Origin of the sequence: Kribbella pittospori (assembly GCF_004331465.1) — a bacterium.
Taxonomy (GTDB): domain Bacteria; phylum Actinomycetota; class Actinomycetes; order Propionibacteriales; family Kribbellaceae; genus Kribbella; species Kribbella pittospori.
In genome coordinates, this window is the sequence record NZ_SJKB01000001.1 from 1 (window position 1) to 25,338 (window position 25,338).

Below are 25,338 nucleotides of genomic sequence, written 5' to 3' on the forward strand. Positions count from 1 at the left end.
GAGCAGGCAGCCCCTACTCGGCAACCCACGAATCTGTGCGAGTGAGGCCCCGGCCCGCAACCACCCAGCAACCCCGAGCGGTCACTTCATACCGTCTAGCCGCGGCCTGAACACCGGTCCGACTTAGCGCAAGGTAGTCGCCGGCTACTACTTGTCTCTCGACGGAGTGGCTGAGGCTCTTAACTGCGGCAATCGGTCGTTGGCGTACCTCCGCCATCGTGTGAATGGAGAACGTAAAAGGGCACGCGGCGAGTGGCCCAACAAGTGATGATGATGCGATGCCCGAACAACACTCACGCCCGGTGCCCGGCGGCCGCGCCTTCTACTTCACCGAACGTCTCTGGAAGCTAGCGGAAGACCTTCCAGTCGAGCCCGTGCCGATCGACTCCATCCGCGAGTTCGACGAGAACTGCTGGTTCGGCGACGGACCGGTCACCTGCCGAATGGTCGCCCAGCACGCCGACCGCATCCAGAAAGCCGATCTCCGCTACCCAGTGATCCTGTCCGCAGACGGACGCCTAATGGACGGCGGCCACAGAATCGCCAAAGCCTGGCTAACCGGCGCAACAACCATCAACGCGACCCGATTCACCACCGACCCCACCCCGGACTACATCGAGCCGACCCCCACCCCCTGAATCCAGCCGGCCAGACAATCGACCGGCCGGGGAACGGAACGAACCGGCGGTCATTGCCAGAGGTCAGCACCTTCTCGGCCGGATGGATCCGCGGTAAGGATGCTTTCGTGTAGCCCACCGACAACTCGTCCGCTTGGTGTGCCCTCGTCGCTCTCGTCGAACCGGATTTCGACCAACGACCATCCGGGAGCGTCCGTAGGAGCCTCGGGGTCGTAACCTTCGTCGACGCGTGAAAGCACGCCATATGCGGCTTCATATGCGGCCGATCTCATGGCTTGGGCAACATCCGCAGGATCTGCGCCAGCGGCGACAGCGCGTTGAGCGGCCGGTACTGCGGCGATGGTGTCAACTGTCCAACCGTCAATGTCCCGCCAGATTCCGCGCAGGACCAGCCAGCGCGCCTCCTGTGGACTGTCTTCTCGCAGTTCCGACTCTGCCCAGCCTTCGGGATCGTCCGCACCCAGCTCGCGCATGCGCGCGACGAGGTCATACTTCCGAGTCACCATGCGGGCATGGTTCCACGCAGTACGACGACAGCCCCGGCGACGTCCTCAAGCCGGCAGCTCGCGGCGGTTGTTCGTCGGGTGGTCAGCGACGGTCGAAGCCAAGGATCGCGGTACGAGGGTGGGCTTGCGGCGTACGTGCTCGCGCATAAGCCGGTGGACGGGCTGATCTGCGCGGCATACGGTCTGGCACGTGACGATCGAACTCCGGCCGCTGACGGCGGCGGATGCGGAAGCGCATTGTGCGGGGGAGGACGAACTGACCGTTCGTTGGCTGACCGGGGGGTACGGCGACGTCGAAGGGACCGTCGAGTACTTCGAGTGGCTCGCAGGGAATGCCGACGCGGGCGTTGGCAAGCGCGGGTTCGGGATCTGGAAGTCCGGGCGACTGTGCGGGTACATCGACTACACCCCTGATCTCGATGACGGACTCGACCCCGACGACGTGGCCCTGTCGTACGCCGTCCATCCGTGGGCTCGCGGCCAAGGCGTCGCGGTCGAGGCCGTCCGGCTCATCTGCGACGTCCTTCGAACCAACGAAGTCGGCAAGCGAGCCGCCATCCGCGTAGAGCCGCAGAACTCCGCGTCAGTCCGCGTCGCACAGAAGGCCGGCTTCACATACGTCCGCGACTTCCCATCCAATCGAGACACCCACCCAGACGGAACACCAACAACCTTCAGCCTCTACTTGCTGGACCTGTAGCGCACACTCAGGCGACCGCCGATCCGCTCATTGGCAGGAGGCGCTTCCCTCCCCGCGGGATGTGCGGACGTATGGAGTCCCCGGGCTATACCTCCGGTGCGGCCGGACGGATGCATGAACGCACTCACCTGCCTGATGCGCGCAGGAGGTCGGTCCAGGCGGGGCCTTCCATTCGCAATGCCGTCCATCCTGGTGAGTGCCACATGGGCCATGACTCTGTATGTCTGCGGAGCCGCTCGCACAGTTCGTCGGGTGGATCGAATGCGATATTCAGTCCGGCGCACACATCCTGCCCATGCAGGATCAGTTCCAGGCCTCCGCGTGGCACGAAGTCCGCGGGTCCGCGGGTTTCGACTCTGGGCCTGCGCCAGATCACGGCTCGCGCCTGCGAATCGGCATCTCGCACCACGGCCGACAGGACGCGGGTCGCCGTCTGGAGAGCCTCGATGTACTGCAGGGGATCGGCATCCGGACCCGGCGTGGTGATGCGATATTCGGGATAGCCGCCCAGGTTGCGCGATGCCAGGAAGATCGCAGGAGCGAAGACGGTGTCGACCGTGTGGTCGGCGGTCTGGCTACAGCTCCACTCGAGCAATCCCGCCCGCGCCGACCAATCGCGGTCCAGCCCGCGCCCCCACGCCTCCGTCACCACGCGTGTGAGCTCGTGAAGGTCCTCGCACGTGAAGGTCACGTCTCAACACTAAGGCGGCCCGAATCCAGTAGGAGGGCAGAAGCCCAAGCGCCACTCACCAGGAAGGTGGGAGCGTCGTCGAAGCGCGGGGGAGCCATTCATCCTCGCCGTACGCATCCCTCGACAGGGGTTGGTGGTTGCCGCAGACGCTTGGGATCAGGAGGCCGCACCCTTCCCCGATGGTCACTCTCATGACGGGTCGGCGCAGTAGCTGAGAGACAACCATGCGGTGGGGTTGGCGGTCGGGTGGGCTCAGGCTGGGTTTGGGCGGTGGAGCAGGTGGTAGGCCTTGCAGCCCAAGCACAGGCCGGTGGATGCGTTGAGGGCTGCTAGGGCGAAGGCGAGGGCGGTGAGGCTGTAGCCGGCGACATCGACGCTGAGTAGGAAGGTGATCAGCGCCAGGGCGGTGAACACGAAGCCGACGCCTTGGGCGAATCTCGGCGGCCGGGCATCCTCCAGCTCGCGTGGCGCTGCGATCCGCGGCCAGACGACACGGGCGAAGATCTGCGCCCACAGCGACCAGTGAAAACTCACGAACGCGGTGAATGCGAACACGGCGACCTGGGAGGCGAGCAGGCCGAGTCCCAAGGGTCGAGCGACGTCAACGATGAGCAGTACGACGCCGAGCACGGTCGCTGTGGCCCCAGCGCTGAATCGCAAGAGGCGCGGATCGACATGGGCGCGGAGCGGGCACGCGCCACTACCGGTGCTGCGCATGTGGCTCTCCAGAGTGGGATGCCAGCTAGTCCGATCCAGCTCAGGATACTCGGCTCACACCTGCATCTGTTCGGCCTTGGGGAGTGGAGCGGGTGACGAGAATCGAACTCGCGTAGCCAGTTTGGAAGACTGGGGCTCTACCATTGAGCTACACCCGCGGTGCTCGGACATGATTCCACATACCCCGGGGTGGACTCAAAACGCCACGGGTGGAGCCCTGATCGGCATGGTCGGTCGGGGTGGTGGCGCGAGCACTGGTTCGGGTCGACTAGACTCGTCCGGTCACTGCGGGGCGTAGCGTAGTGGCTAGCGCGCCTGCTTTGGGAGCAGGAGACCGCAGGTTCGAGTCCTGTCGCCCCGACAAACCCCCTGCAGCACCGCTGCAGCGCGGGCTGTCGCCCACGCTGTGAACGTCATCGATCAAGGAGAACCGCCACCGTGAAGAGCACCGTCGAGTCCTTGAGCCCGACCAAGGTCAAGCTCATCGTCGAGGTGCCGTTCGAGGAACTCAAGCCGAGCCTCGACGCGGCGTACCAGAGCATCGCCTCGCAGATCACCGTCCCGGGGTTCCGCAAGGGCAAGGTCCCGCCGCAGGTGATCGACCAGCGGGTCGGCCGCGGGCCGGTGCTCGAGGAGGCGATCAACGACGCGCTCCCGAAGCTGTACTCGCAGGCGGTGAGTGACAACCAGGTGAAGGCGATCGGCCGGCCCGAGGTCGACGTGACCGAGTTCAACGACAAGGAGAGCCTGCAGTTCTCCGCCGAGGTCGAGGTACGCCCGGAGATCACGCTGCCGGACCTGGAGGGCCTGGAGGCCGAGGTCGAGGACATCGCGGTGTCCGACGACGAGGTGACCGAGCAGATCGAGGCGCTGCGGCAGCGGTTCGGCTCGCTGAACCCGGTCGAGCGCGCGGTGCAGGACAACGACTTCATCACCCTCGACCTGTCCGCCAGCAAGGACGGCGAGAAGGTCGAGGAGGCGCAGGCGACCGGCCTGTCCTACCAGGTCGGCAGCGGTCAGCTGCTGGACGGCCTGGACGAGGCGGTCGTCGGGCTGAACGCCGGTGAGAGCAAGACCTTCGTCACCCAGCTGGTCGGCGGCTCGCTGAAGGGCGAGGACGTCGACGTCGAGGTGACCGTCACCGCGGTCAAGGAGCAGGAGCTGCCGGAGTTCGACGACGAGTTCGCGCAGACCGCGTCGGAGTTCGACACCGCCGACGAGCTGAAGGCGGACGTGCAGGGCCGGCTGGAGCGCGGCAAGCGGCTCGAGCAGGCCGGCGAGGCGCGTGACGCCGTACTCGAGAAGATCCTGACCCTTGTCGAGGTGCCGGTGCCCGAGGGCCTGCTGACCGACGAGCTGGCCGCCCGGAAGGAGAACCTGGAGCAGCAGCTCGGGTACTCCGGGATGACCTTCGAGCAGTTCCTGGAGGGCGAGGAGCAGTCCCAGGACGAGTTCGACGAGGACCTCAAGAAGCGCTCCGAGGACGCGATCAAGGCGCAGTTCGTGCTCGACCTGGTGGCCGAGCAGCAGGAGCTGAGCGTGAACGACCAGGAGCTGACCGAGCACATCGTGCGGCACGCGCAGCGCTCCGGCGTCAGCCCGGACCAGTTCGCCCAGCACGCGGTCGAGAACAACCTGGTGCCGAGCCTGGTCTCCGAGGTCGTCCGCGGCAAGGCGCTGGCCCACCTGGTCGAGAACGCCAAGGTCACCGACGCCTCCGGCAACGTGGTCGAGCTGAAGACCCTGCAGCCGGACGGCAGCTACGCCGACCCGGACGCGGAGCAGGCGGCCGAGGCGGCCCCGGCGAAGGAGACTCCGGCCGAGGAGCCCGCGAAGGCCTGATCAGCAGTACGCCGAACGGCCCGGACCCACTGTGGTCCGGGCCGTTCGCCGTTGAAAGGGAACTGAAAGGCGGCCGGCCTAGCGTTGCCGCCATGACCTGTTCCCTCGACGAACCACGCGTGCCGGTGCAGGACCAGCCGGCCGCCCGGGTCGAAGTACCAGCTGACAATGCCGGCGCGCCCCGGGAACGCGTTCCCGCCGACGCTTCCGTCGCAGTCTGCGGCTGGTGACCCTCGGCGAACCGGGATGAACGGTGTTCACCGGAGACCGCAGCCGCCTGTGTAAGGCGCCGCGAACCTCGCAGGCGGCTGCTTCCGGAATTCGCTCACGGCAGACACGGTGCGCCGTGAGCGAACACCTGTGGCCCAGCCTTAGGTCTGTCGCCGCCGCCCAGTAATGTCGGCTTCGTGAACGAGACATTTGCAGCCAGCCCCACCGCCGCGGGCGGCAACGGATCCGGCGGACTCGACGACCACATCTACCAGCGCCTGCTGCAGAACCGGATCATCTTCCTGGGGTCCGAGGTTCGCGACGACAACGCGAACGCGATCTGCGCGCAGATGCTGCTCCTCAACGCCGAGGACCCCAACAAGGACATCTGGCTGTACATCAACTCGCCGGGCGGTTCGGTCGACTCCGGCATGGCGATCTACGACACCATGCAGTGGATCTCGAACGACGTGGCGACGGTCGGGATGGGCCTGGCCGCCTCGATGGGCCAGTTCCTGCTCTGCGCCGGTGCGAAGGACAAGCGCTTCGCCCTGCCGCACGCGCGGATCATGATGCACCAGCCGTCGGGCGGTATGGGTGGTACGGCCTCCGACATCAAGATCCAGGCCGAGCAGTCGCTGCACATCAAGGCACAGCTGTTCAAGCTGATCGCCGAGCACACCGGCCAGCCGCTCGAGCAGGTCGAGAACGACGCCGACCGGGACCGCTGGTTCACCGCCGACGCGGCCAAGGACTACGGCTTCATCGACCACGTGGTCGCCAGCGCCGCGCAGCTCACCTCCGGCAGCCCGAACTCCTGATCTCCCACTCCGTCAGTTAAGGACGCACCATGAACTACTTCATCCCGCAGTGGGAGGAGCGCACGTCGTACGGCATGCGCCGGATCGACCCCTACACGAAGCTGTTCGAGGACCGCATCATCTTCCTCGGTACGCCGATCACCGACGAGATCGCGAACGCCGTGATGGCGCAGCTGCTGTGCCTGCAGTCGATGGACTCCGACCGCGACATCAGCATCTACATCAACTCTCCGGGTGGCTCGTTCACCGCGCTGACCGCGATCTACGACACCGTCCGCTACATCAAGCCGGACGTCCAGACGGTGTGCCTGGGCCAGGCCGCCTCGGCCGCCGCCGTGCTGCTCGCGGCCGGTACGCCGGGCAAGCGGCTGGCGCTGCCGAACAGCCGGATCATCATCCACCAGCCGGCCACCGAGGGCACCTACGGGCAGTCCAGCGACATCGAGATCCAGGCGAACGAGATCCTCCGGCTGCGCGCGCTGCTGGAGAAGATGATCGCCGACGCCAGCGGCAAGCCGCTGGAGGAGGTCTCGCGTGACATCGAGCGGGACAAGTTCCTGACCGCTCAGCAGGCGATCGAGTACGGCCTGATCGACGACGTGCTGCAGACCCTCAAGACCCCGGTTCCGGCCGGCGTCTGAGCGTCTCAGTCAGGTCTGACCCGGTTCGACGGTGCTGACACGAGGGCTGTCAAGAGCGGAGCGCGTTCGCCAGCGGCGTAGTCACAACGCGGCGCCGGGCGCGGCTTTTAAGCCATCGGCGCGGTACCGTCGAATCGGGATCCGGGGCGCCACACGGCACCCGGCCCGAGCGGCCTACGCCCCCTTGGCCCACGGTTCGACTGCTCAGAGAAGGGATCTGTCCCGGTGGCACGCATAGGTGACGGCGGCGATCTGCTGAAATGCTCTTTCTGCGGGAAGAGTCAGAAGCAGGTCAAGAAGCTCATCGCCGGTCCCGGCGTCTACATCTGCGACGAATGCATCGATCTCTGCAACGAGATCATCGAGGAGGAGCTGAACGAGGGCTCCGAGGTCGGACTCACCGAGCTGCCCAAGCCGCGCGAGATCTACGACTTCCTCAACGCGTACGTCGTCGGACAGGACGTGGCCAAGAAGGCACTCGCGGTGGCGGTCTACAACCACTACAAGCGGGTCCGTGACGGTCAAGGCAGCTCGAGCGCCGGCCGGCACGCCAAGGACGAAGCGGTTGAGCTGGCCAAGTCCAACATCCTGCTGATCGGCCCGACCGGCTGCGGGAAGACGTACCTCGCCCAGACGCTGGCCCGGATGCTGAACGTTCCGTTCGCGATCGCCGACGCCACCGCCTTGACCGAGGCCGGGTACGTCGGTGAGGACGTCGAGAACATCCTGCTCAAGCTGATCCAGGCGGCCGACTACGACGTCAAGAAGGCCGAGACCGGGATCATCTACATCGACGAGGTCGACAAGATCGCCCGCAAGAGCGAGAACCCGTCGATCACCCGCGATGTCTCCGGCGAGGGCGTACAGCAGGCCCTGCTGAAGATCCTGGAAGGGACGACGGCCTCCGTGCCGCCGCAGGGTGGCCGCAAGCACCCGCACCAGGAGTTCATCCAGATCGACACCACCAACGTGCTGTTCATCGTCGGCGGCGCCTTCGCCGGCCTCGACCACATGGTGGAGCAGCGGGTCGGCAAGAAGACGCTCGGCTTCAACACCTCGCGCGAGCCGGAGAAGCCGAAGGAGCTCGGCGGGTACGCCGACGTGATGCCGGAGGACCTGCTCAAGTTCGGCCTGATCCCCGAGTTCATCGGCCGGCTCCCGGTGATCACCACCGTGTCCCCGCTGGACCGCGAGGCGTTGATCAAGATCCTGTCCGAGCCGAAGAACGCGCTGGTCAAGCAGTACCGGCGGCTGTTCGAGATCGACAACGTCGAGCTGGAGTTCAGCGACGACGCGGTCGAGGCGATCGCCGACCAGGCACTGCTGCGCGGCACCGGCGCCCGCGGCCTGCGGGCGATCATGGAAGAGGTTCTCCTCAACGTGATGTACGAGGTGCCCAGCCGCGAGGACGTCGCCAAGGTCGTCGTCACCGGCGAGGTCGTCCTGGAGAACGTGAACCCGACGCTGATCCCGCGCGACCAGATCGAGCGCAAGCGCGAACGGCGCGAGAAGACCGCGTAACCCAAGTCTCGACAAGGAGGCCGGAAGTCCGACGGACTTCCGGCCTTCTTGTCGTCCCGCTGCGCTACAGCGCGCGCAGCACGTCGTCCGCTGCGCGGATGGTTTCGTCAATCTGCCCGTCGGTGTGCTCGGTGGACAGGAACCACAGCCCGCGCGGGACGATGTTGATCCCCGCCGCGTACAGCCCGGCATGGAACCTGGCCATCGCAGCCCGGTCGCACGCCGCGAACGACCGGTAGTCCGTCACCGCAGCCTGGTCGGTCAAATACGTCTGGAACACCGGCCCCGGTCCATCCACAAGCATCGGTACGCCGTGCCGCTCAGCGGACTCCCGCAGACCGGCCATCAACCGCTGGCCCGCGGTGGCCAGCGGCGGATAGACGGTGTCGCGGTGCTCGTCGAGATGACGCAGTACGGCGTCCGCCGCGGCCATCGCGACCGGGTGTGAGTTGAACGTGCCGGCGTGAGCGACGGTCCCGTTGGCGATCGAGCCCATCACCTCGCGGGACCCGACCAGCGCCGAGACCTGCATGCCACCGGCCATCGCCTTGCCGAAGGCGGACAGGTCGGGGACGACACCTAGCAGCTCCTGCGCTCCGCCCGGGGCGACGCGGAAGCCGGAGATGATCTCGTCGAAGATCAGCAGCGCACCGTGCTTGCGGGTCAGCTCGCGGAGTCCCTCGAGGTAGCCGGGCTGTGGAGTGATGCAGCCGGTGTTGCACAGCAGCGGCTCGAGAATGACCGCGGCGATCTGGTCGCCGTTGTCGCCGAAGACTTCTTCGACAGCGGACAGATCGTTGTAGGGCAGGACGATCAGGTCTTCCGCGCCGTTTCGGGGCTGGCCTGCCGTACCGCCGACGGCTGCGGGGTGCTGGGCGTCGCCGGCCAGGGCGAGGTCGGGGTGGACGCTGTACAGGACCGGGTCGAGCCAGCCGTGGTAGTTGCCCTCGAACTTCACGATCTTCGGCCGGCCGGTGTGGCCGCGGGCCAGCCGGATCGCGCCGTGCACCGCCTCGGAGCCGACGCTGTTGAAGCGCACCAGCTCCGCGGACGGGACCATCGCGCAGAGGCGCTCGGCGACGACCGCCTCCAGCTCATGCTGGGCGGCGTACGCGACGCCGCGGCTGACCTGGGCGGAGACCGCCTCGGCGACCAGCGGGGAGGCGTGGCCGAGCAGGTTGGGGCCTTGCCCGAGCACGTAGTCGACGTACCGGTTGCCGTCCACGTCCCAGAGCTCGGCGCCGCGAGCATGGTCGACGAACAGCGGCTGGTCGGCGCGCCGGGCGTCGCTGGACACGCCGCCGGCGATCACCTGGCGGGCGCGTTCGTACAGGCGCTCGGTGCGTTCGTAGCCTCGGGCAACGGTCTGCACAACATCCTCCAAAAGGGGCGGATCAGTCGAGTTTCTCGGTGAGCAGCCGGAACTGCTGGCGGGGACGGCCGCCACCGGTCGAGCGGGCCGGCGGCACCGGCCAGGCCAAGCCGGCCTCGACCAGCTCCTTCAGCATCCGGCGGCCGGTCCGTGGGGTGACCTGCATGATGTCCGCGACGCTCTCCACGTCGACGACCACCTGCTGGCCGGCGACCGGTGTGGTCGCGGCAGCGATCGAGGTGACGATCTCGAGCGCGCGCGGATCGATCGACGGCGTACTGTCCTGCGGCGCGGCCTCGGTGACTGCCGGACCCGGAGCTAGGTCGGTCCGCACGTTCGTGTCGTCGAGGTACACCGCGACCTTGCCGCCGGCGTTGACCGAGTCCTCGACCGCCATCAACGCGTTGGCCTCGGCGGCGCGAGCCGTCTGTCCGGCACCGGCTCCAACGGCAACAGGTACGCCGAGCTGCGCCGTCAGAGCGCTCAGGAACGGCGCGACCGTGAACTGCTCGGTCAGCCGGACCAGCGCACCGTGGGTCGTGGTGACGAGGAACAGCGTGTCCGATCGGCGCGCCACCGACGCACCGACCTGCCGTGCCTCCGACAACAGCTTCTGATGAGTCAGCAGCGCGAGCTCCTGCTGCCAGTAGTCACCCGACTCGGCGCGAGACGTGCCGGTCGGGATCAGCTGGACGGCGATCATCGCGAGCTGGTGGGCGCCCATCCGGGTGCCCTGGCCGAGCAGCACCGCGGTCTCCAGGGCGTCCCGCACACTCGCTCGTGTCGGGGCGACCCGCAGCACCGGGATGCCCTGGGTCCGCAGCTCGCGTTCGACCGCCAGGATCGTGGTCAGTGCGACTGTGGTGTGCTGCTGCTTCCACTTCTCCCGGTGGAAGGCGGCGAAGCCCGCGACCGACTCCGGGCCCTCGTACGGGATGTCGTAGACGTTGGTGGTGTCGAGGCCGATCTCGCCGTACGCCTCCTCGACGTCGGCTGCGGACAGCGAGTCGATGCTCACGCGGCTGAGGTCGACGTCCTCGATCGTCAGCGACGCCCGGAGCAGGGCGGCGTACAGCGCGGCGCCGGTCAGTGGGAGGTGCGTCGACGGAACCGTCAGCCAGTGCCCGTCGGTGGCCAGGTCGAACACCCACGGCCCGGGGAACACGGCCGAGTCGATCCGGTCCCGCAGCCGCAGGTACCGCTCCTCGGCCTCGCCCGGGTCGTCGTACCCGCCGGGGATGAACCGGACCCGATTCTGAGGTCGCAAGGCGACGTCGATCGCCACCTCGGACATCATTCGCACCAGCTTGCGCGGGCCGAAGAGCCCAACCGTCACCGCGGGCAGGCGATCACCGTTCGCCGGCTCAGCCGCTCTGACATCCTCACTCATCGACGTCCTCTCCCGTCCCTCCCGGTAGCTGGCGCCACCGGAACAGTCTGCGGGCATTCCCGCTGAGAACATCTTCGCGTTGACCGTCCGTCAGTGGCGCGCGCACCACCCGGCCGAGCGACATCCGCTGGTCGATGAAGGGGAAATCGGAGCCGAACAGCACTCGCCGGCTGCTGACCCGATCGATCATTTCCTGGATCAGCGGCCCGGTCATCTGCGAGCCGCACACCTCCAGCCAGAGCGATTCGTACCGGGCCGCGGCCTCGATCGCCTCGTCCACCCCGGCCGGCGTGATGCCTGCGTGGCCGAGGATGATCGGCGCGCGCGGGTACTTCGCCGCGACCGCCTCGAAGAGCGACGGAGCGTCGTACGCCGATCGATGCTCGGAATGACTGAGCACCGGGCAACCGGTCTCCTCGGCGAACGCCCACACGGCGGCGTACCGCGCACCGGTGACCGGGTACTTGTGCAGGGACGGATGCACCTTGATGCCGACGAACCGCTCGTCGGCCGCGAGCCGCTCGAGCTCGCGCTCCGGGTCCTGCCACGGGTTGATGACCGCGTACGCCGCGATCCGGCCGGGGTGAGCGTCGACCGCGGCGAGGGCCTGGGTGTTACCGAGGTGTGCGTCCTGCTGGATCGCGCGGTTCGCGGCGACCACGGTGACCTCGGTCCCGGTCCGGTCCATCACCGACACCATCGTCGCGGCGTCGGGATCGGGAATGTAGAACAGCGAGTACGGTCCGAGGTGCGCGTGGACGTCGACGACTCGGTGTTGGGGCAGCCGTCCGATCATGAGTGTCCTCCCGCCGCGAACAACCGCTGTGCGTTCCCTGCACCGATCCGGGTGACCGTCTCGTCGTCAAGCCCGGACCAGGCGAGGCGGACGATGCTCTCGCCCGGATCACGGATACCGAGTCCGGTCGCGAACACGATCCGATCGCTCAGCCCTTCCGCGGCGAGCCACTCCACGCCCTGATGCGCGGCGAAGTCGACGAGATCGACCGCGAGGTTGTGGTGGTCGCGCAGCGCCGACCACAGCCTGCGCAACTGGCGGTAGCCGAGATTCGACAGGACGATCGGCAGCATCGGAAAGCGAGTTGCGATCGCATCCAGGTCCGACCAGCCGATCTCCGCGGTGTCGACACAGAGCGGCAGCCCACTGCCCTCCAGCGCTGCATAGAGATCCAGCAAGGCATCCGGTGCGTAGCCGTGGGAGTGAGGATGGATCCGGAACGCCGCGACGCCTTCGGCAATTGCCTGAGCGACCAGCTTGTCGAGCGAGTCCAGCTCGCCCGCTGTGGTGGGGACGGCGGTCCAGCAGGCAAGCACACCGCGGTCCGCGAGGCTGTTGGCCACCGCGGTCGCCTCGGCGTTGCCGCCCAGCGGGTCGTGCAGCCAAGACGCCATCGCACTGACCAGAGCGCCCGACATCGCGTAGGTGTCCAGGTGAGCGGCGATCGCGTCGCGGTCGGTGGACGGCACCAGGGACGACGGGTGCGCACCGGTCACGATGCGCGCGTCGAACCATCCGGTGGTGGCATCGTCAGTCATGGCGAGCCCCGTCGACAGTCCAGCGCCCCGCGTACGGCAGGGTCAGGTGCGCCCAGCCATCGCCATCGCTCTCCGCGGTGACGAGTACGCCGTCGAGCCGGATGTCACCGAGCGGCCGGATCCACAGTCCGCAACGCCCGGAGCAGGTCACCTCGAGGCTCAGGACCCCATCGACGACTGTTGCCGACACGTCCACGTCCTCGGAGGTGCGCAGCAGATCGAGCAGCGTGCGGGTCCGCCAACCAGTTGCCCAAGACAACCTTCCGGACGTGGTCCGCACCCAGGTCGACGGTCCGATTCGGTCGACAGTGTCACCATGGTCGATCGTCAACTCGTCATCGTCACGGGTGACCGCGACCTCCGGCACCTGAGCGCCCGCATGCGGGAGGAGAACGGTCGTGAACGCTCCGCTGTCGCGCGTCAGCCCGAGCGAGCAGAGCGGTCCGTACTCCGCGACCGGCTTGTCGACGAGCGGACGCCGCGCGACGCCCTCAGACGTCTCGACTGCTGTGGTCGAGGGATCGCCTGTCTCGATCAGAAGCAGCCCCGGTCCCTCGGCGGCAGAAGCGTCGTACGCGAGAGCACCGACCTGCTGCCACGGGTTGAGGGCGTGCCAGTGCGCGCGGAACGTGTGCTCCCCGGCGGCGCTGTCGTCGGAGACCACCAGGACGGCCGGCTCCTCGCGCACCATCGCGATGGTCCGCGACTGCGGTACGACGTTGCCGTGGTGGCGACCGGAGAAGACCGCGACCTGCCCCGTGTCGACGAGCGGATCGACGTGGACGCCGCGATCCGTGCTCAGCTCCTGGTCGTCGACGAGCACGGTGTTGTGACCCCGACCGGACTGGTACCAGGTCAGGTAGTCCGGATCGTCATAGCTCGGCGGACCACCGGCCTCCCACAGCAGCGGGCGCTGCCAGCCCTCGAGGACCAGGTCGAGCACGGCACGGTGCGAATGCGACTCGAGCTCGTGCTCGATGTGCGGTCCGTAGTTGATCACGGCCCGCAGATCGTCGCTGCGCAGGATCACATAGCCGGTGTCGGACAGCACGGTGCTCTGCGGCGGAGCCGGCACTGTCCTGTCCCGTGCAGTGGCAACCGTGTCCAGCCAGCGACGCTGCCTGTCTGCGTCGTCCCACGCCGGTAGTGCCGCCGCCTCGACCCCGAAGTCCTCAGCAGACAGCCACTGCGCGGCAGTCCGCGCCAGCGCCGGGTTGTCGAGCACGTAGCTGCCACGCAGGAGTGACGTGGCCGGCCACTCGATACCGCTGTCTTGCAGGTGCGGGATCCAGCCGCCGGGGGAGACCAGCTCGCACAGCCACTGGTGCATGGCGGCAACCTTCGGGTGCGCTGCCACGTCCGCGTCGAGCAGAGCGGCCGTCTGCAGAGCAGTCAGGCACATCTTGTGATAGCCGGGGGAGCGCTCGTAGTGCCCGCCGTCTCCGTACACATCCAGCAGGAGGTGCTCGTCGATGCGTTCACGCGCCCGCTCCGCCCAGCTCCTGGCCTCAACCAGGTCGGGCAGAACGATGCTGATGTGGAGCAGTTCGGTCGCACACACCAGTTGCCAGTTCCCATGCCGGAACACGTCATGCTCGTCGTACGCCCAACGGGCTCCACCGACCAGCGTGGCAACGAGACTGCCCCACGCGCGGTCCGACAGCGCGGAGTCGGTCAGAACCTCCAGCGTGGGCAGGAGATTCCGGCAGCGTGCCCACGTGCCCAGCGAGTACCAGATGACGTCGAGGCCCGGCCACTCGCCGGTCACCGAGTCACGCTGCTCGACCCAGTCCTCGAGATGCTGCTCGAACGCGTGCAGATACCGGTCGTCGCCGGTCAACATCCATGCATGGATGCCAGGCGACAGCCAGCCCAGGTAGTGGAAGCCGTACCGCTGCGAGCGGCCGCGCTCGCGCCCGGTCACGTCCACTCCGGTCAGCAGTGGAGCGGCCGCGGCGAGTACGTCGTCCGCCGCGGACGTTGAGCGGATCGCGTCGGTCCACTCCTGGAGCGGCCACGCCGGCCGCCGGAGCCTGCCCGCGACGAAGGCGCGCAACGCACCGAGATCCTGGACGCCCGGTGGGGAGCCGAACGCCTTGATCAGGTCGTCGGTCCCGATCCGGTTGATCCGGCCGTCGATGTGCCGTGGCTTCTCGGGGCCTGTGGTGGCGTTCATGCGTTCCCTGGGTCAGCGAGCATCGAGACGTCGACCGGCTGCCGGGTCTCGATCGAGGTGTGCGCGGCCTCCAGCACGGCGGTCACGTTCCGGCTGCTCTCGATGGTGATCAGCGGCTGCTCGCCGGTGCGGCAGCAGGCGACCCAGTGCGCGATCGCATCGGCGTACGCGCCGGCCGGGATGCCGTGCATCACCCGTTGCAGCATGTTCCTCGGGTAGCTGTACCCGTCCGGGCGGGCCACCACGACGCTCTCCTTCTGCCGGTCGAGTTGGACCACACCGTTGTCGGTGACGACGGAGACGTAGGAGTCGACCGTGGTCGGGAAGGTGTTCGGGTAGATCCAGGCCGACTCGAACGTCGCCACCGCTCCGCGCGAGTACTCGGCCTGGATCTGGATCGCGTCCGGGGTGTTGATGCCCAGCGATCGAAGCTTGCCCCACCGGGCAGTCGCGTAGACCCGGCGGACTTGGTCTCGCAGCAGCCAGGAGACCAGGTCGATGTCGTGGCTGGACAGGAACCACGCGCAGGTCGTGCGGTCGGCCCAGGACAGCATCTCGGTCGGCACGAAGATCGTGTCGTCCTTACGGGCGTACGCGACCGCGCCGTCGCCGAGGTCCGCCAGCAGGTCGTAGGCCTGCGCGTAGGCGGGAACCCAGCGGTGGTTGAACAGGCACATAGCGACCACACCGTTCTCGCGGATCGCCTTCACCGCCGCGTCCGCCTCCGCGACGGACGTGGTCAGCGGCTTCTCGACCAGGATGTGTTTCCCGGCCTCGGCGGCCCGGACCATCATCTCGCCGTGCAGATGGTCCGGCGTGGTCAGGACGACCGCGTCCACCGACTTGTCGGCCAGCACGGCGTCCAGGTCCGGATGGATCGCCGGCCGCGGCGCACCGCGCCCCTCGATCTCGTCGGCCAGCCGTCCGGCGGAGTCCGCCGAACGACTGGTCACCGCGGTGACCTCGACCTCCGGCAGCCCGGACAGGGACAAGGCATTGCCTCGTCCCATGATCCCGGCGCCGACGATCCCGATCCGCACCCCGTTGCTCACCAATCCACCGACCTTTCGATTCTGCGGCTCACCGGTCTGTCCGACGCGAGGGCCAACTCACTTGCCCTTCGCGAGGGTGTCGTTCCACGCCTTCTCGGCGGCGTCCAGCGCCTCCTTGGCGGACTTGGTCCCGGACATGAACGCCCGGACCTGGTCGTCGAACAGCTTCCGCAGCTGCTCGTCGTTGCCCGAACCCATCGACGCGTCCACGCTGTTCTTGAACGTGTCCAGCAGGGTCTTGCGGGCCTGGTCGGCCGGCGTCGTTCCCTTGATGTCGGTGAAGAACGGGTCCTCGAGCGCCTTCACCGCCGACGGGTAGATCGGCACCAGCTTGCACAGCGCGAGCTGCTGCTCGGGCGCGGTGACGTACTTGAGCCACGCGGCTGCGGCGGCCTGGTTGTCCGACTTGGCCGGGACTCCCATCACCTGCTGGCCGGGCATGTAGAACTTGCCGTCGGCACCGGTCACCGGCGGGCCGACGACGATCGACTGGTACACCGCCGGGGCGTTCTTCTGGACGTTCAGCAGCGTGCTCGACGTGGCGGCCGGGTTGAACGCGATCAGCTTGTTCTCCAGCGACTGGGGCAGGTCACGCTGGTTCTGGCTGAGGCTACCCGGGGCGATCGCCCCTGCGCTGAAGAGGGTCTTGAACTTCTCCAGCAGTGCCGCCGCTTCCGGCGTGTTGAAGGCGGCCTTCTTGCCGTCGTCCGACAGCATCGGGATGCCGTCGGCCTGGACCACGGTGGAGTAGGACATGAAGTTGGTCGCGGACTTGCCGCTGCCGTCGTGGTACGTCTTGGCCAGCGCGAGCGCGTCGTCGTACGTCTTCGGCGGCTTGGCCTGGTCGAAGCCGGCCTTGGCCAGCAGATCCTTGTTGTAGAACGCCAGCGTGGTGCCGCCGTTGTACCAGGGCAGCGCGATCCGCTTGCCGTCGGCAACCAGGGGGTCGGCCAGGTTCGGCAGATAGGCGGCGATCTCGTCCTTGCTGAGCAGGGAGTTCAGATCGGCCATCGAACCGGCGAACAGACCGGTGGTGTCGGAGGTGAAGTTGACGACGTCCGGCACCTTGCCACTCGCGATCGCGGCCAGCAGCTTGGTGGTGATGTCCTGGCCCGGGACGTCGACCCACTTGATCGACACCTTCGGGTGTTCCTTCTGGTAGGCGTCGATCCACTTCTGGATGTCCGGCCCGTAGTTCTTCTGCAGGTTGATGGTCCACCACTCGACGTCGCCGGAGTAGGCGTCGGTCGATTGCTGCTCCGGCTCGTCCCCGCCGGCCGGGCTGCCGGAGACGCAGCCGGCCAGGGCCAGCGGCAAGGCCAGAACCATCGCGACGGTTGGGACCAAGCGGCCCCTCAGCATGGATCGTGTGCGTCGCGCCATCGCGAGCTCCTCGGGGATGTGTGTCCTAAACAGTGCTTACAGACACCACAGTGTTTGCCATCGATGGGCCGTCGTCAACCGGTGACTTCCAAAAATTCTTGCCAATTAACGCTTCCGGCGGCGGATGTGGTGAGCTACGGTTCCGCATAACCGCGAATCTGAAAGCCAGGTTTCAGACACGAGAGGCGGAAGGCATGCCGGGTCTCAGGGGCCGCGTGGTCGGTCAGCACTGGTACACGCCGTACGCGTTCATGCTGCCCGGGCTGCTGATGTACGCCGCGATGTTCGCCTGGCCGGCCGTGATCGCGATCCAGTTGGCCTTCTCCGACTACAACATCGTCAGCCCGATCCGGTTCTCCGGGCTGGACAACTTCTCCCGGCTGCTGGACGACCCACGGGTCTGGATCGCGCTGCGCAACTCGCTGCTGTTCGTGGTGATGTTCCTGCCGCTGACCGTGGTCGCCCCGCTGTTCCTGGCGATGCTGGTGAACCTGAAGCTGCGGGCGATCCAGGCGTTCCGGATGCTCTACTACCTGCCGGTGATCACGTCGATGGTCGCGGTGGCGGTCGCCTGGCGGTACGTCTTCAACCGCGAGGGCGTCATCAACTGGGTGCTCAGCCTGGTCGGGGCAGGTCCGATCGACTTCCTGCTCGACCGGCACTGGGCGCTGCCGACGGTGGTGCTGCTGGAGGCGTGGAAGAACGCGGGCCTGTTCATGATGATCTATCTGGCCGGACTGCAGGCGGTCCCGCCCGATCAGGTCGAGGCGGCCAGGATCGACGGCGCCAACAGTTGGCAGCGGCTCAGACACGTCATCGTCCCGTCGCTGCGGCCGACGTTCGCGGTCACGCTGATCCTCAGCATGCTCGAGGCGATGCGCGCCTTCGAGTCCGTCTACGTGCTGACCCGCGGCGGTCCGCTCGACTCCACACTCACCCTCGGCTACTACATCTGGTCGAAGGCCTTCGAGGACTACGACATGGGCTATGCGAGCGCCGTCGGCCTGCTGCTGTGGGCGATCATGATCGTCCTGGCCGGCTTCAACCTGGTCGTGACCCGGCGGAGGGACGGCTGATGGCGACCCGGAGCCGGCTGGCCCGGCGCGCCGGACAGCTGCCACGCGTCGGTCCGCCCACGACGCAGGCCACGCCGGCCGGGACGTCGCGGCGCAAACTCCGGTGGATCGGGCTCTACGTTCTGCTGATCGCGGTGGCGGCGCTGTTCATCGGTCCGTTCCTGATCCTGCTGAGCTCGGCCACCAAACCGGCCAGCCAGGACGTGTTCGGCTTCCCGCCGGACCTCATTCCGCGCCCGCCGGTGGCCGACTGGTTCCGGGAGGCGTGGACGACGATCCCGTACGCCCGGTTCCTGGTGAACTCGCTGATCTATGTCGGGGTCACGGTCCCGATCTACCTGGTGGTCTCCGCGCTCACCGCCTACCCGCTGGCCCGGATCGCGTTCCGCGGCCGCGGCGTGTTCTTCATGCTGTTCCTGTCGATCATGTTCCTGCCGGGTGAGCTGATGCTGATCCCGCGCTTCCTGGTGATGAGCCAGTTGGGACTGACCGACACGTTCGCCTCGGTGATCCTGCCGGCCATCCTGTCGTCGCTCGGGATCTTCCTGCTCCGCCAGGCCTTCTCGCAGATCCCCGACGAGATCGTCGAGGCGGCCCGGATGGACGGTGCGAACGAGTTCGCCATCTTCTGGCGGATCGCGGTGCCGATCGTCGCCCCGACCCTGGCTGTGCTGGCGATCCTCGGCTTCGTCTCGGTCTGGAACAGCTTCATCTGGCCGCTGGTCACGCTGACCAGTCAGTCCAAGTTCCCGATCGCGCTCGGCATCGCCTACCTGAGCGGAGTCAGCGGGACCGACGTCCGCGGTCTGGCCGCGGGCACGGTGATCTCGCTGGTCCCGGTCGTCATGGTCTTCCTGTTCCTGCAGAAACGCATCCTCAACAGCATGGGCGGTGCGGTCAAAGGCTGAGTCGCCATGTCCGCCCGCCCCCATGTGGTTCCCGCCTTTCCCGTCCACCCCAGTGAGGCATCATGTTGAACCCGCCCGTCAGCCGTCGCACGCTCTTCCTCGGTACCGCCGCCACCGGAGTCGCCGCCTGGACCGGTCTCCCAGCCCTTCCGGCGTCTGCCGATCCACTGGACTACGACTCGCCCGAAGCCTTCGACGCCGCGCAGACGGCGTACCTGGCAAGCAACCCGCAGGACAACGAGGAGGGTTTCTACGCCTGGGGCGAGTCCTACTTCCTGCTCGGTCTGCTCCGGATGTACGAGACCTATCAGGACGAGCGCTACCTGCGCACGTTCGAGGACCGCGCCCGGCACCTGATGGCGACGACCGACCACGCCCGCGGAGTCACCGACTACCTCGGTCGGTCCGGCCCGGTCTGGCGGACCGCCGGCAACTACACGGTGGCCCGTGGAGTCATCCCTGACGGCAACGGCACACCCGCTGTCGAGGTCCGCTGGGCCTGGTCCAGGGCGGCCGAGTCGACCGTCGAGGTGACGAACGTCGTCGGCACGCTGTTCGATCTGATCCTGCGCAACCCGTACCAGAACACCACGGTCAACGTGCGTGGCGTCTCACTGGACCCGGCTGCCCCGACGTACGTCGTGACCGCGGTCAACAAGGTGTTCACCCCGTCGCTGCGGTGGACGGCGGCCGATCTCAGGTCCGCACCCGCCGCAGCTCCGGCGCCGGCTCCGGCCACGATCACGTTCACGTCTGACCACTACGTCTTCGCCGTCCACACCGGGATGGTCGCGTATCCGCTGGCCAGATTCGCGCGGATGGTGTTCGAGAATCCCAAGCTGCGACACGGCGGCCGGATGAAGACCGCCAAGCAGTTGCTCGCCGCGGCCACTGCGGCGCTGGAGTTTCACGACGACGAGTACGTCGCTTCCGCGGACGGGACCGGCAACTACGTCTGGGCCAAGGGCGCGCCGGTCCCGTGGGACGGCACCATCCAGCCGTACAACCAGAGCCATGCGCTGGGGGCGGTTCTGGTCGAGCTCTACCGCGCCACCCGCCGGCAGGCTTATCGCACCAAGGTCGAGCAACTGATCAAGGCCTTCCGCGCCGGCTTCCAACTGACGGCCGAAGGCGCCTACCTGTGGACCTACTGGCCGCCGTACAGCCAGGTGTACGCCGGCTTCTCCAGCACCTCCGGGATCTCGGAGTACACGCCGTCGTACCCGCGGCAGCGGCAGTACGAGGACATCAGTCATGCGGCCATCAGCACCGAGTTCATGCACGCGGCGTACGACGCGGGGATCGACCCCGACCTGGCGACCGATGTGGAGCGGATCGCGGCGACCTTCACCCAGCGAATCATCCGGTCGGAGACCGAGGTGTGGTTCGTGATCGACGGTCGGACCACCGCAGTACCGGCCAACGCCGTGCAGTGCGCCCGCTGGTGTCCGTACGCTGAGCAGGACCCGCTGGTCTACGAGCAGTCGCTGCGGGTGTACGACGCTGCACAGCTGGAAATGACGCAAGGCTCCCACGCGCTGGGAGTCGCGTACCTGAACTGGGCCGGACAAGCCGCATGGAGGAATCAGTGAGATTGCTACGTGTCCACACCGACGACGGTCTGCGTGACGCCGTACTGACCGAGGACGACCGGGTGGTGACGCTGGCCGGGGAGCCCGGGGCGTTCGACCCGGCCGGGCTCCGGGAGCGCGCCACCGCGGCCCTCGCCGACGTGGGGACGGCTGCCGCGTTGGACGAAGTACGGCTCGCCGCACCACTCAGCCCCGGCAAGATCGTCTGCGTCGGGCTGAACTACGCCGACCACGCGGCCGAGGGCGGCCAGGCGGCGCCGGCCGAGCCGATCCTGTTCATGAAGGCACCGGACACCGTGGTCGGCGCGCGCGACGACATCGTCATCCCGCGCGGCAGCGAGAAGACCGACTGGGAGGTCGAGCTCGGCGTCGTGATCGGGCGTACGGCGGCCTATCTCGACAGCGAGGCGGAGGCGCTGGAGCACGTCGCCGGCTACGTGCTGGCCAACGACGTGTCGGAGCGGCACTTCCAGTTGGAGCGTGGTGGCCAGTGGGACAAGGGTAAGAACGCGGCCACCTTCTGCCCGCTGGGTCCGTGGATCCTGACCGCCGACGAGGTGCCCGATCCGCAGGCGATCAAGCTCGGCCTGGACGTCAACGGCGACGTACTGCAGGACGGCTCGACGGCGAACATGATCTTCGGCGTCGCGCACCTGGTGCACTACATCTCGCAGTACATGACGCTCTACCCGGGCGACGTGATCAGCACCGGCACGCCGGCCGGCGTCGGGGCAGGACAGAAGCCGCCGCGGTTCTTGCGCAAGGGCGATGTCGTGCGCGTGTGGGCCGATGGTCTGGGTGAGCAGCACAGCAGGCTGGTCTCCGCGTCTTGATGATCGTCGACAACCTGGAGGTCGAGACGCTTCCAGATCCCGCAGCCGTCGGGGCGGCGGCAGCGGCGGCCGCGGCCGAGTCTCTGCGCCGGATCATCGAGGCGCAGGGCTCGGCCCGGCTGGTCCTCGCGGCGGCGCCGAGCCAGCAGCACACGCTGGCCGCGCTGTCCGTTGCCGAGGGCATCGACTGGTCACGGGTCGAGGCGTTCCACATGGACGAGTACGTCGGGCTGCCGGTCGCTGCGGAGCAACGCTTCGGCCGGTGGCTGGGCCGGCACTTCACCGCCCCGGCGCCGCTCACCGTGATCGACCCGGACGGCGGCGCGGATCCGGCCACCGAGGCCGCTCGCTATGCGGCGCTGGTCGCGGCCGCGCCGATCGACATCGTGCTGGCCGGGATCGGTGTCAACGGGCACCTCGCGTTCAACGAACCGCCGGCCGACTTCACCACCACTGACGTCGTGCAGGTGGTCGCACTCGACGAGACCAGTCGCCGGCAGCAGGTGGACGAAGGGCTGTTCGCGGCGCTGGACGACGTACCCACCCATGCCTGGACGTTGACGGTGCCGTGCCTGCTGTCGGCCCGCGAGATCTTCTGCATGGTGTCGGGTCCGGCGAAACGGGATGCCGTACGGCGGACGCTGCACGGTCCGGTGGATCCCGACGTACCGGCGAGTGCGCTGCGGACGCATCGGCGGGCCCGGCTGTATCTCGACCAGGAGGCCAGTCCCGATGAGTGAGTACCTGACCGCGATCACGGCGTTGCTCGGGCGGATCGAGGCCGAGGAAGGCGAGTCGATCGCGGCCGCTGCCCAGCTGATGGCCGAGCAGGTCGCTGCCGATCGGCTGATCCAGGTGTACGGACCGGGCGGGCACTCGAACCTGGCCGCGCAGGAGATCTTCTTCCGGGCCGGCGGCCTGATGCACGTCTCCGCGATCCTCGACGAGGGCACCTTGCTGTCGAACGGCGCGCTCCGCTCCATGGCCGTCGAGCGCACGCCGGGTTACGGTCGGATAGTGATCGAGAACGCCGGGCTCGGCCCGGACGATCTGTTGCTGCTGGTGAACGCCTACGGGATCAACGCGGCGCTCATCGACGCGGCCCTGACCGCGCGCGAGCGGGGTGTGCGGACGATCGGCGTGAGTTCCCGTGAGCACGCCGCGCAGACGGCGAAGTCGCATCCGGCCCGGCATCCGTCCGGCGCGAACCTGCACGAGGTCGTCGACGTTGCCGTGGACACCAAGGTCCCGATCGGCGACGCGGTGGTCGAGGTCGCCGGGATGCCCGAGCGCGTCGCCGCGGTCTCCACCTTCGCCAACGCGTTCACGCTCAACACAATGGTGCTGGCCGCGATCGAGCGACTCCTGGAGCAGAACGTCGTGCCGCCGGTGTGGCGCAGCGGCAACGCGCCGGGCGGCGACGAGGCGAACGCGGCCTTCATCGGCAGGTTCCGGGAGCGAGTGCGGTGGCTGTAGACAGGTTGTCCGGCCGGGACCCATGGTCGGGGGAGACCCTCCACCTCGAGTACGCCGACGGCCTGATCTCCCGCATCGAGCGAGCGCCAGGTGATGCGGATCTGCCGTGGATCAGCCGGGGACTCGCCGACCTGCAGGTCAACGGGTACGCCGGCTACGACCTGAACGGCGACGACTTGTCCGTGGACACGGTCCGCGGTTTGCGGGAGGCCTTGCGGCGGGTCGGAGTCACGGTCTTCGTGCCGACGCTGATCACGGCGAGCCCGGAGCGCAACCGTCGTGCTCTCGGGATCGTGGCCGAGGCGAGGCGGCAGGACGCCGAGGTTGCGGCTGCCATTCCGTTCGTGCACCTCGAGGGTCCGCACATCTCCGACCAGGACGGTCCGCGCGGCGCGCACGACGCGGCCTTCGTCCGTCCGCCCGATCTGGCCGAGTTGGAACTGTGCCAGGACGTGTCGGACGGACTCGTCGGCTTGATCACCGTGTCGCCGCATTGGCCTGACAGCACTGGCTTCATCGCGGAGGTCGTTGCCACCGGCATCCGAGTGGCGGTCGGGCACACGCATGCCGACGGCGCGCAGATCCGTGCCGCGGCCGAGGCCGGCGCGACGCTGTCGACCCATCTGGGCAACGGCGCGCACGCCCAGTTGCCGCGCCATCCGAACTACCTGTGGGCACAGCTGGCCGAGGACCGGTTGACCGCCGGGTTCATTGCCGATGGCCACCACCTCCCGGTGGACACGTTCGTGGCGATGGTTCGCGCGAAGGGCCTGGACCGGTCCTTCCTGGTCTCCGACTCGGTGGCGACCGGCGGCCGGCCACCGGGCACCTACTCGTCGTCCGTCGGCGGCGACGTCGAACTCACCGACGACGGACGCCTGCTCGTCAGCGGTACGCCGTACCTGGCCGGCGCGGCCGCGCCACTCGCGGACGGCGTCGCCTGGGCGGCCGCCGCTTTCTCGTTGCCCGAGGCCCTCACCATGGCCATCACGACACCCCGCCGGATCATCGACGGGACGGATGGACGGCTGCAGCCGGGGGATCCGGTCACCGACGTCATCACCTTCAGGTGGCAGCCCGGCGACCGGACACTGACGATCAACGCGTGAGATCGTCCGGGCGCAGGGTCGCGACGAGCTCGCCACGGCTGCGCACACCAACTTTGGCGAACGCCGACTTCAGGTGGTCCTGGATCGTGTGCGGCGAGATCGACAGCCGGTCGGCGATCTCCGTCGTACTGTGACCTGAGATGATCTCGAGGCAGATCTCGCGCTCCCGAGTGGTCAGTCCGTACGCCGCGAGCAGCATGCCGACCAGGTGGTGACCGCCGGCCGGTTCGATCGTGACGACGACCTCCGACCGGTCGTCGTCGCTGATCAGCCGGCTGCCCTGCAGGACCACCCAACCACCGCTCGCCGTCTGCACCCTCGCCTGGAAAGTCCCGGCCGCTCGAGTCCCGGTCACCACGGCACGCAGGAGGGTGTTGAACCGCCCGGGCGCGATCTCGTCGAGCTCGTCCTGCCAGGTCCGCGCCGCTGCCGTGATGGCGCGCGGCTCACCGCTCGGGCCGGTCACTACGATCGACGGTCCGGCCCCGCCCTTGTAGCCGTGGGCATCGGTCCGCACCGCCACCCGCGTCGCCGCACCGATCGCCGGCGCCACCGAGCCGAGGAACTCGACCTCGCGATCGCTGAACTCGGGACCACTCCGGACGAATCCGGCCGCGCCCCAGCAATCCCCATCGACGGTGAACGCGGCCCGCACCTCGTGCTCGATCCCGAGTGGCCGCCAGATCTCGTTCAGCCGCCGGTGCCCGACGACCTGGCGGTACGGCAGGTCGGACAGCCGCGCCACCGGGTCCGGCCGGCGGGCCAGGTCGGCGAACGAGTTCGGCACGGTGCCGGCGTACTCGGTCTCAGCCAGCGTGGGTTCGTACTCGGGCGGGATGTGGTCGCGGCCGCTTGTCATCGAGCTGATCACCAGCGTGCCCGGATCCATCGCGGCCCAGCAGGTCAGCTCACTGCCGACGACCTGCTCGACCACCTCGATCGCCGCGGCATGCAGTTCCGAGACGCCCAGTCCGGACGTCGCCAGTGCCGCGATGTCCCGGCGCGCGGCTCGCGCCCGGCCCTCCCACATGGGCTCAGTATGCGCCGCCGTACCGGACCCGCCTATCCCTGAAATGTGGGGATCCGAGGCGGAGAAGACCACCGGTGGACGGGATGGAGCCCCCGCTCTC

24 protein-coding genes and 2 tRNA genes are annotated in these 25,338 nt (G+C 68.0%); 14 read left to right on the top strand and 12 right to left on the bottom strand.

What is annotated here, in order from left to right; translation table 11 throughout:
* The first annotated feature begins 224 nt into the window (after window positions 1-224).
* Complete coding sequence (locus E0H73_RS00005) at window positions 225-638, top strand: hypothetical protein (protein ID WP_202867146.1); 414 nt, start codon at window positions 225-227, stop codon at window positions 636-638.
* 50 nt (window positions 639-688) lie between these two features.
* Here the strand turns inward: E0H73_RS00005 and E0H73_RS00010 are convergent, their stop codons facing one another.
* Window positions 689-1,144 carry a hypothetical protein gene (locus E0H73_RS00010; RefSeq protein ID WP_131349673.1) on the bottom strand — a complete coding sequence of 152 codons (456 nt, stop codon included), beginning with the start codon at window positions 1,142-1,144 and terminating at the stop codon, window positions 689-691.
* A gap of 190 nt (window positions 1,145-1,334) precedes the next feature.
* Here E0H73_RS00010 and E0H73_RS00015 point away from each other — a divergent pair, with 190 nt between their 5' ends.
* Window positions 1,335-1,844: a GNAT family N-acetyltransferase gene (locus tag E0H73_RS00015; RefSeq protein ID WP_131349675.1), complete on the top strand. Its 510-nt coding sequence runs from the start codon at window positions 1,335-1,337 to the stop codon at window positions 1,842-1,844.
* Window positions 1,845-1,968: 124 nt separating this feature from the next.
* Here the strand turns inward: E0H73_RS00015 and E0H73_RS00020 are convergent, their stop codons facing one another.
* The 3 genes from E0H73_RS00020 to E0H73_RS00030 all read right to left on the bottom strand — a co-directional run bounded on the left by E0H73_RS00020 (window position 1,969) and on the right by E0H73_RS00030 (window position 3,410).
* Window positions 1,969-2,535 (bottom strand): single stranded DNA-binding domain-containing protein, encoded by a 567-nt coding sequence (locus E0H73_RS00020; protein WP_131349677.1) that lies wholly within the window; start codon window positions 2,533-2,535, stop codon window positions 1,969-1,971.
* A gap of 252 nt (window positions 2,536-2,787) precedes the next feature.
* Window positions 2,788-3,252, bottom strand: a complete 465-nt coding sequence (locus E0H73_RS00025) for a DUF4395 domain-containing protein (RefSeq protein ID WP_131349679.1) — start codon at window positions 3,250-3,252, stop codon at window positions 2,788-2,790.
* A gap of 84 nt (window positions 3,253-3,336) precedes the next feature.
* Window positions 3,337-3,410: transfer RNA gene (locus E0H73_RS00030), tRNA-Gly, on the bottom strand.
* 130 nt (window positions 3,411-3,540) lie between these two features.
* Between E0H73_RS00030 and E0H73_RS00035 the strand changes: the two genes are divergently transcribed.
* The 5 genes from E0H73_RS00035 to clpX all read left to right on the top strand — a co-directional run bounded on the left by E0H73_RS00035 (window position 3,541) and on the right by clpX (window position 8,287).
* Window positions 3,541-3,613: transfer RNA gene (locus E0H73_RS00035), tRNA-Pro, on the top strand.
* 77 nt (window positions 3,614-3,690) lie between these two features.
* Complete coding sequence (tig, locus tag E0H73_RS00040; protein ID WP_131349681.1) at window positions 3,691-5,094, top strand: trigger factor; 1,404 nt, start codon at window positions 3,691-3,693, stop codon at window positions 5,092-5,094.
* A 407-nt stretch (window positions 5,095-5,501) separates the two neighbouring features.
* Window positions 5,502-6,125: a ClpP family protease gene (locus tag E0H73_RS00045; protein ID WP_131349683.1), complete on the top strand. Its 624-nt coding sequence runs from the start codon at window positions 5,502-5,504 to the stop codon at window positions 6,123-6,125.
* Window positions 6,126-6,154: 29 nt separating this feature from the next.
* Window positions 6,155-6,766: an ATP-dependent Clp protease proteolytic subunit gene (locus E0H73_RS00050; protein ID WP_131349685.1), complete on the top strand. Its 612-nt coding sequence runs from the start codon at window positions 6,155-6,157 to the stop codon at window positions 6,764-6,766.
* A gap of 225 nt (window positions 6,767-6,991) precedes the next feature.
* Entirely contained in the window at window positions 6,992-8,287 is a 1,296-nt protein-coding gene (gene clpX, locus E0H73_RS00055) for an ATP-dependent Clp protease ATP-binding subunit ClpX (protein WP_131349687.1), read from the top strand.
* Window positions 8,288-8,351: 64 nt separating this feature from the next.
* Here the strand turns inward: clpX and E0H73_RS00060 are convergent, their stop codons facing one another.
* Genes E0H73_RS00060 through E0H73_RS00090 form a run of 7 tightly spaced genes read right to left on the bottom strand, consistent with a single transcriptional unit; the run spans window position 8,352 to window position 17,214 of the window.
* Window positions 8,352-9,659 (bottom strand): aspartate aminotransferase family protein, encoded by a 1,308-nt coding sequence (locus tag E0H73_RS00060; RefSeq protein WP_165555437.1) that lies wholly within the window; start codon window positions 9,657-9,659, stop codon window positions 8,352-8,354.
* Between the two features lie 22 nt (window positions 9,660-9,681).
* Window positions 9,682-11,049, bottom strand: a complete 1,368-nt coding sequence (locus tag E0H73_RS00065; RefSeq protein WP_131349691.1) for a transcriptional regulator — start codon at window positions 11,047-11,049, stop codon at window positions 9,682-9,684.
* Window positions 11,042-11,845, bottom strand: coding sequence for an amidohydrolase family protein (locus E0H73_RS00070; protein WP_131349693.1), 804 nt, complete (start codon window positions 11,843-11,845; stop codon window positions 11,042-11,044). Before E0H73_RS00070 ends, E0H73_RS00065 begins: the two co-directional genes overlap by 8 nt.
* Entirely contained in the window at window positions 11,842-12,603 is a 762-nt protein-coding gene (locus E0H73_RS00075; RefSeq protein ID WP_131349695.1) for an amidohydrolase family protein, read from the bottom strand. Before E0H73_RS00075 ends, E0H73_RS00070 begins: the two co-directional genes overlap by 4 nt.
* On the bottom strand, window positions 12,596-14,779 hold the full coding sequence (locus E0H73_RS00080) for a heparinase II/III family protein (RefSeq protein ID WP_131349697.1): 2,184 nt from the start codon (window positions 14,777-14,779) through the stop codon (window positions 12,596-12,598). The genes E0H73_RS00075 and E0H73_RS00080 overlap by 8 nt, the downstream gene beginning before the upstream one ends.
* On the bottom strand, window positions 14,776-15,831 hold the full coding sequence (locus E0H73_RS00085; RefSeq protein WP_238163724.1) for a Gfo/Idh/MocA family protein: 1,056 nt from the start codon (window positions 15,829-15,831) through the stop codon (window positions 14,776-14,778). The genes E0H73_RS00080 and E0H73_RS00085 overlap by 4 nt, the downstream gene beginning before the upstream one ends.
* 57 nt (window positions 15,832-15,888) lie before the next feature.
* Window positions 15,889-17,214, bottom strand: coding sequence for an ABC transporter substrate-binding protein (locus tag E0H73_RS00090; RefSeq protein WP_131349699.1), 1,326 nt, complete (start codon window positions 17,212-17,214; stop codon window positions 15,889-15,891).
* Window positions 17,215-17,408: 194 nt separating this feature from the next.
* Between E0H73_RS00090 and E0H73_RS00095 the strand changes: the two genes are divergently transcribed.
* The 7 genes from E0H73_RS00095 (at window position 17,409) to E0H73_RS00125 (ending at window position 24,208) form a co-directional block, all read left to right on the top strand.
* Window positions 17,409-18,290, top strand: coding sequence for a carbohydrate ABC transporter permease (locus tag E0H73_RS00095; protein ID WP_131349701.1), 882 nt, complete (start codon window positions 17,409-17,411; stop codon window positions 18,288-18,290).
* Window positions 18,290-19,198 carry a carbohydrate ABC transporter permease gene (locus E0H73_RS00100; protein ID WP_131349703.1) on the top strand — a complete coding sequence of 303 codons (909 nt, stop codon included), beginning with the start codon at window positions 18,290-18,292 and terminating at the stop codon, window positions 19,196-19,198. Before E0H73_RS00095 ends, E0H73_RS00100 begins: the two co-directional genes overlap by 1 nt.
* 62 nt (window positions 19,199-19,260) lie before the next feature.
* Window positions 19,261-20,790: an AGE family epimerase/isomerase gene (locus E0H73_RS00105; RefSeq protein ID WP_131349705.1), complete on the top strand. Its 1,530-nt coding sequence runs from the start codon at window positions 19,261-19,263 to the stop codon at window positions 20,788-20,790.
* Entirely contained in the window at window positions 20,787-21,623 is an 837-nt protein-coding gene (locus E0H73_RS00110; RefSeq protein ID WP_238163725.1) for a fumarylacetoacetate hydrolase family protein, read from the top strand. Before E0H73_RS00105 ends, E0H73_RS00110 begins: the two co-directional genes overlap by 4 nt.
* Window positions 21,623-22,363 (top strand): 6-phosphogluconolactonase, encoded by a 741-nt coding sequence (locus tag E0H73_RS00115; RefSeq protein ID WP_131352453.1) that lies wholly within the window; start codon window positions 21,623-21,625, stop codon window positions 22,361-22,363. Before E0H73_RS00110 ends, E0H73_RS00115 begins: the two co-directional genes overlap by 1 nt.
* Window positions 22,356-23,099 carry a sugar isomerase domain-containing protein gene (locus E0H73_RS00120; RefSeq protein ID WP_131349709.1) on the top strand — a complete coding sequence of 248 codons (744 nt, stop codon included), beginning with the start codon at window positions 22,356-22,358 and terminating at the stop codon, window positions 23,097-23,099. The genes E0H73_RS00115 and E0H73_RS00120 overlap by 8 nt, the downstream gene beginning before the upstream one ends.
* Window positions 23,090-24,208 (top strand): N-acetylglucosamine-6-phosphate deacetylase, encoded by a 1,119-nt coding sequence (locus tag E0H73_RS00125; protein WP_131349711.1) that lies wholly within the window; start codon window positions 23,090-23,092, stop codon window positions 24,206-24,208. Before E0H73_RS00120 ends, E0H73_RS00125 begins: the two co-directional genes overlap by 10 nt.
* On the opposite strand, the gene E0H73_RS00130 is transcribed toward E0H73_RS00125, so the two are convergent.
* A complete protein-coding gene (locus E0H73_RS00130) occupies window positions 24,198-25,238 on the bottom strand; it encodes a helix-turn-helix transcriptional regulator (protein ID WP_131349713.1) in 1,041 nt (346 codons plus the stop codon). The genes E0H73_RS00125 and E0H73_RS00130 overlap by 11 nt on opposite strands.
* Window positions 25,239-25,338: the final 100 nt, after the last annotated feature.

Coding starts and splice junctions, on each gene's coding strand:
- E0H73_RS00120 (WP_131349709.1), top strand. CDS start 22,356: ATGAGTGAGTACCTGACCGCGATCACGGCGTTGCTCGGGCGGATCGAG.
- E0H73_RS00115 (WP_131352453.1), top strand. CDS start 21,623: ATGATCGTCGACAACCTGGAGGTCGAGACGCTTCCAGATCCCGCAGCC.
- E0H73_RS00130 (WP_131349713.1), bottom strand. CDS start 25,238: ATGTGGGAGGGCCGGGCGCGAGCCGCGCGCCGGGACATCGCGGCACTG.
- E0H73_RS00010 (WP_131349673.1), bottom strand. CDS start 1,144: ATGGTGACTCGGAAGTATGACCTCGTCGCGCGCATGCGCGAGCTGGGT.
- E0H73_RS00105 (WP_131349705.1), top strand. CDS start 19,261: ATGTTGAACCCGCCCGTCAGCCGTCGCACGCTCTTCCTCGGTACCGCC.
- E0H73_RS00025 (WP_131349679.1), bottom strand. CDS start 3,252: ATGCGCAGCACCGGTAGTGGCGCGTGCCCGCTCCGCGCCCATGTCGAT.
- E0H73_RS00065 (WP_131349691.1), bottom strand. CDS start 11,049: ATGAGTGAGGATGTCAGAGCGGCTGAGCCGGCGAACGGTGATCGCCTG.
- E0H73_RS00075 (WP_131349695.1), bottom strand. CDS start 12,603: ATGACTGACGATGCCACCACCGGATGGTTCGACGCGCGCATCGTGACC.
- E0H73_RS00050 (WP_131349685.1), top strand. CDS start 6,155: ATGAACTACTTCATCCCGCAGTGGGAGGAGCGCACGTCGTACGGCATG.
- E0H73_RS00080 (WP_131349697.1), bottom strand. CDS start 14,779: ATGAACGCCACCACAGGCCCCGAGAAGCCACGGCACATCGACGGCCGG.
- E0H73_RS00090 (WP_131349699.1), bottom strand. CDS start 17,214: ATGGCGCGACGCACACGATCCATGCTGAGGGGCCGCTTGGTCCCAACC.
- E0H73_RS00095 (WP_131349701.1), top strand. CDS start 17,409: ATGCCGGGTCTCAGGGGCCGCGTGGTCGGTCAGCACTGGTACACGCCG.
- E0H73_RS00100 (WP_131349703.1), top strand. CDS start 18,290: ATGGCGACCCGGAGCCGGCTGGCCCGGCGCGCCGGACAGCTGCCACGC.
- E0H73_RS00005 (WP_202867146.1), top strand. CDS start 225: ATGGAGAACGTAAAAGGGCACGCGGCGAGTGGCCCAACAAGTGATGAT.
- E0H73_RS00070 (WP_131349693.1), bottom strand. CDS start 11,845: ATGATCGGACGGCTGCCCCAACACCGAGTCGTCGACGTCCACGCGCAC.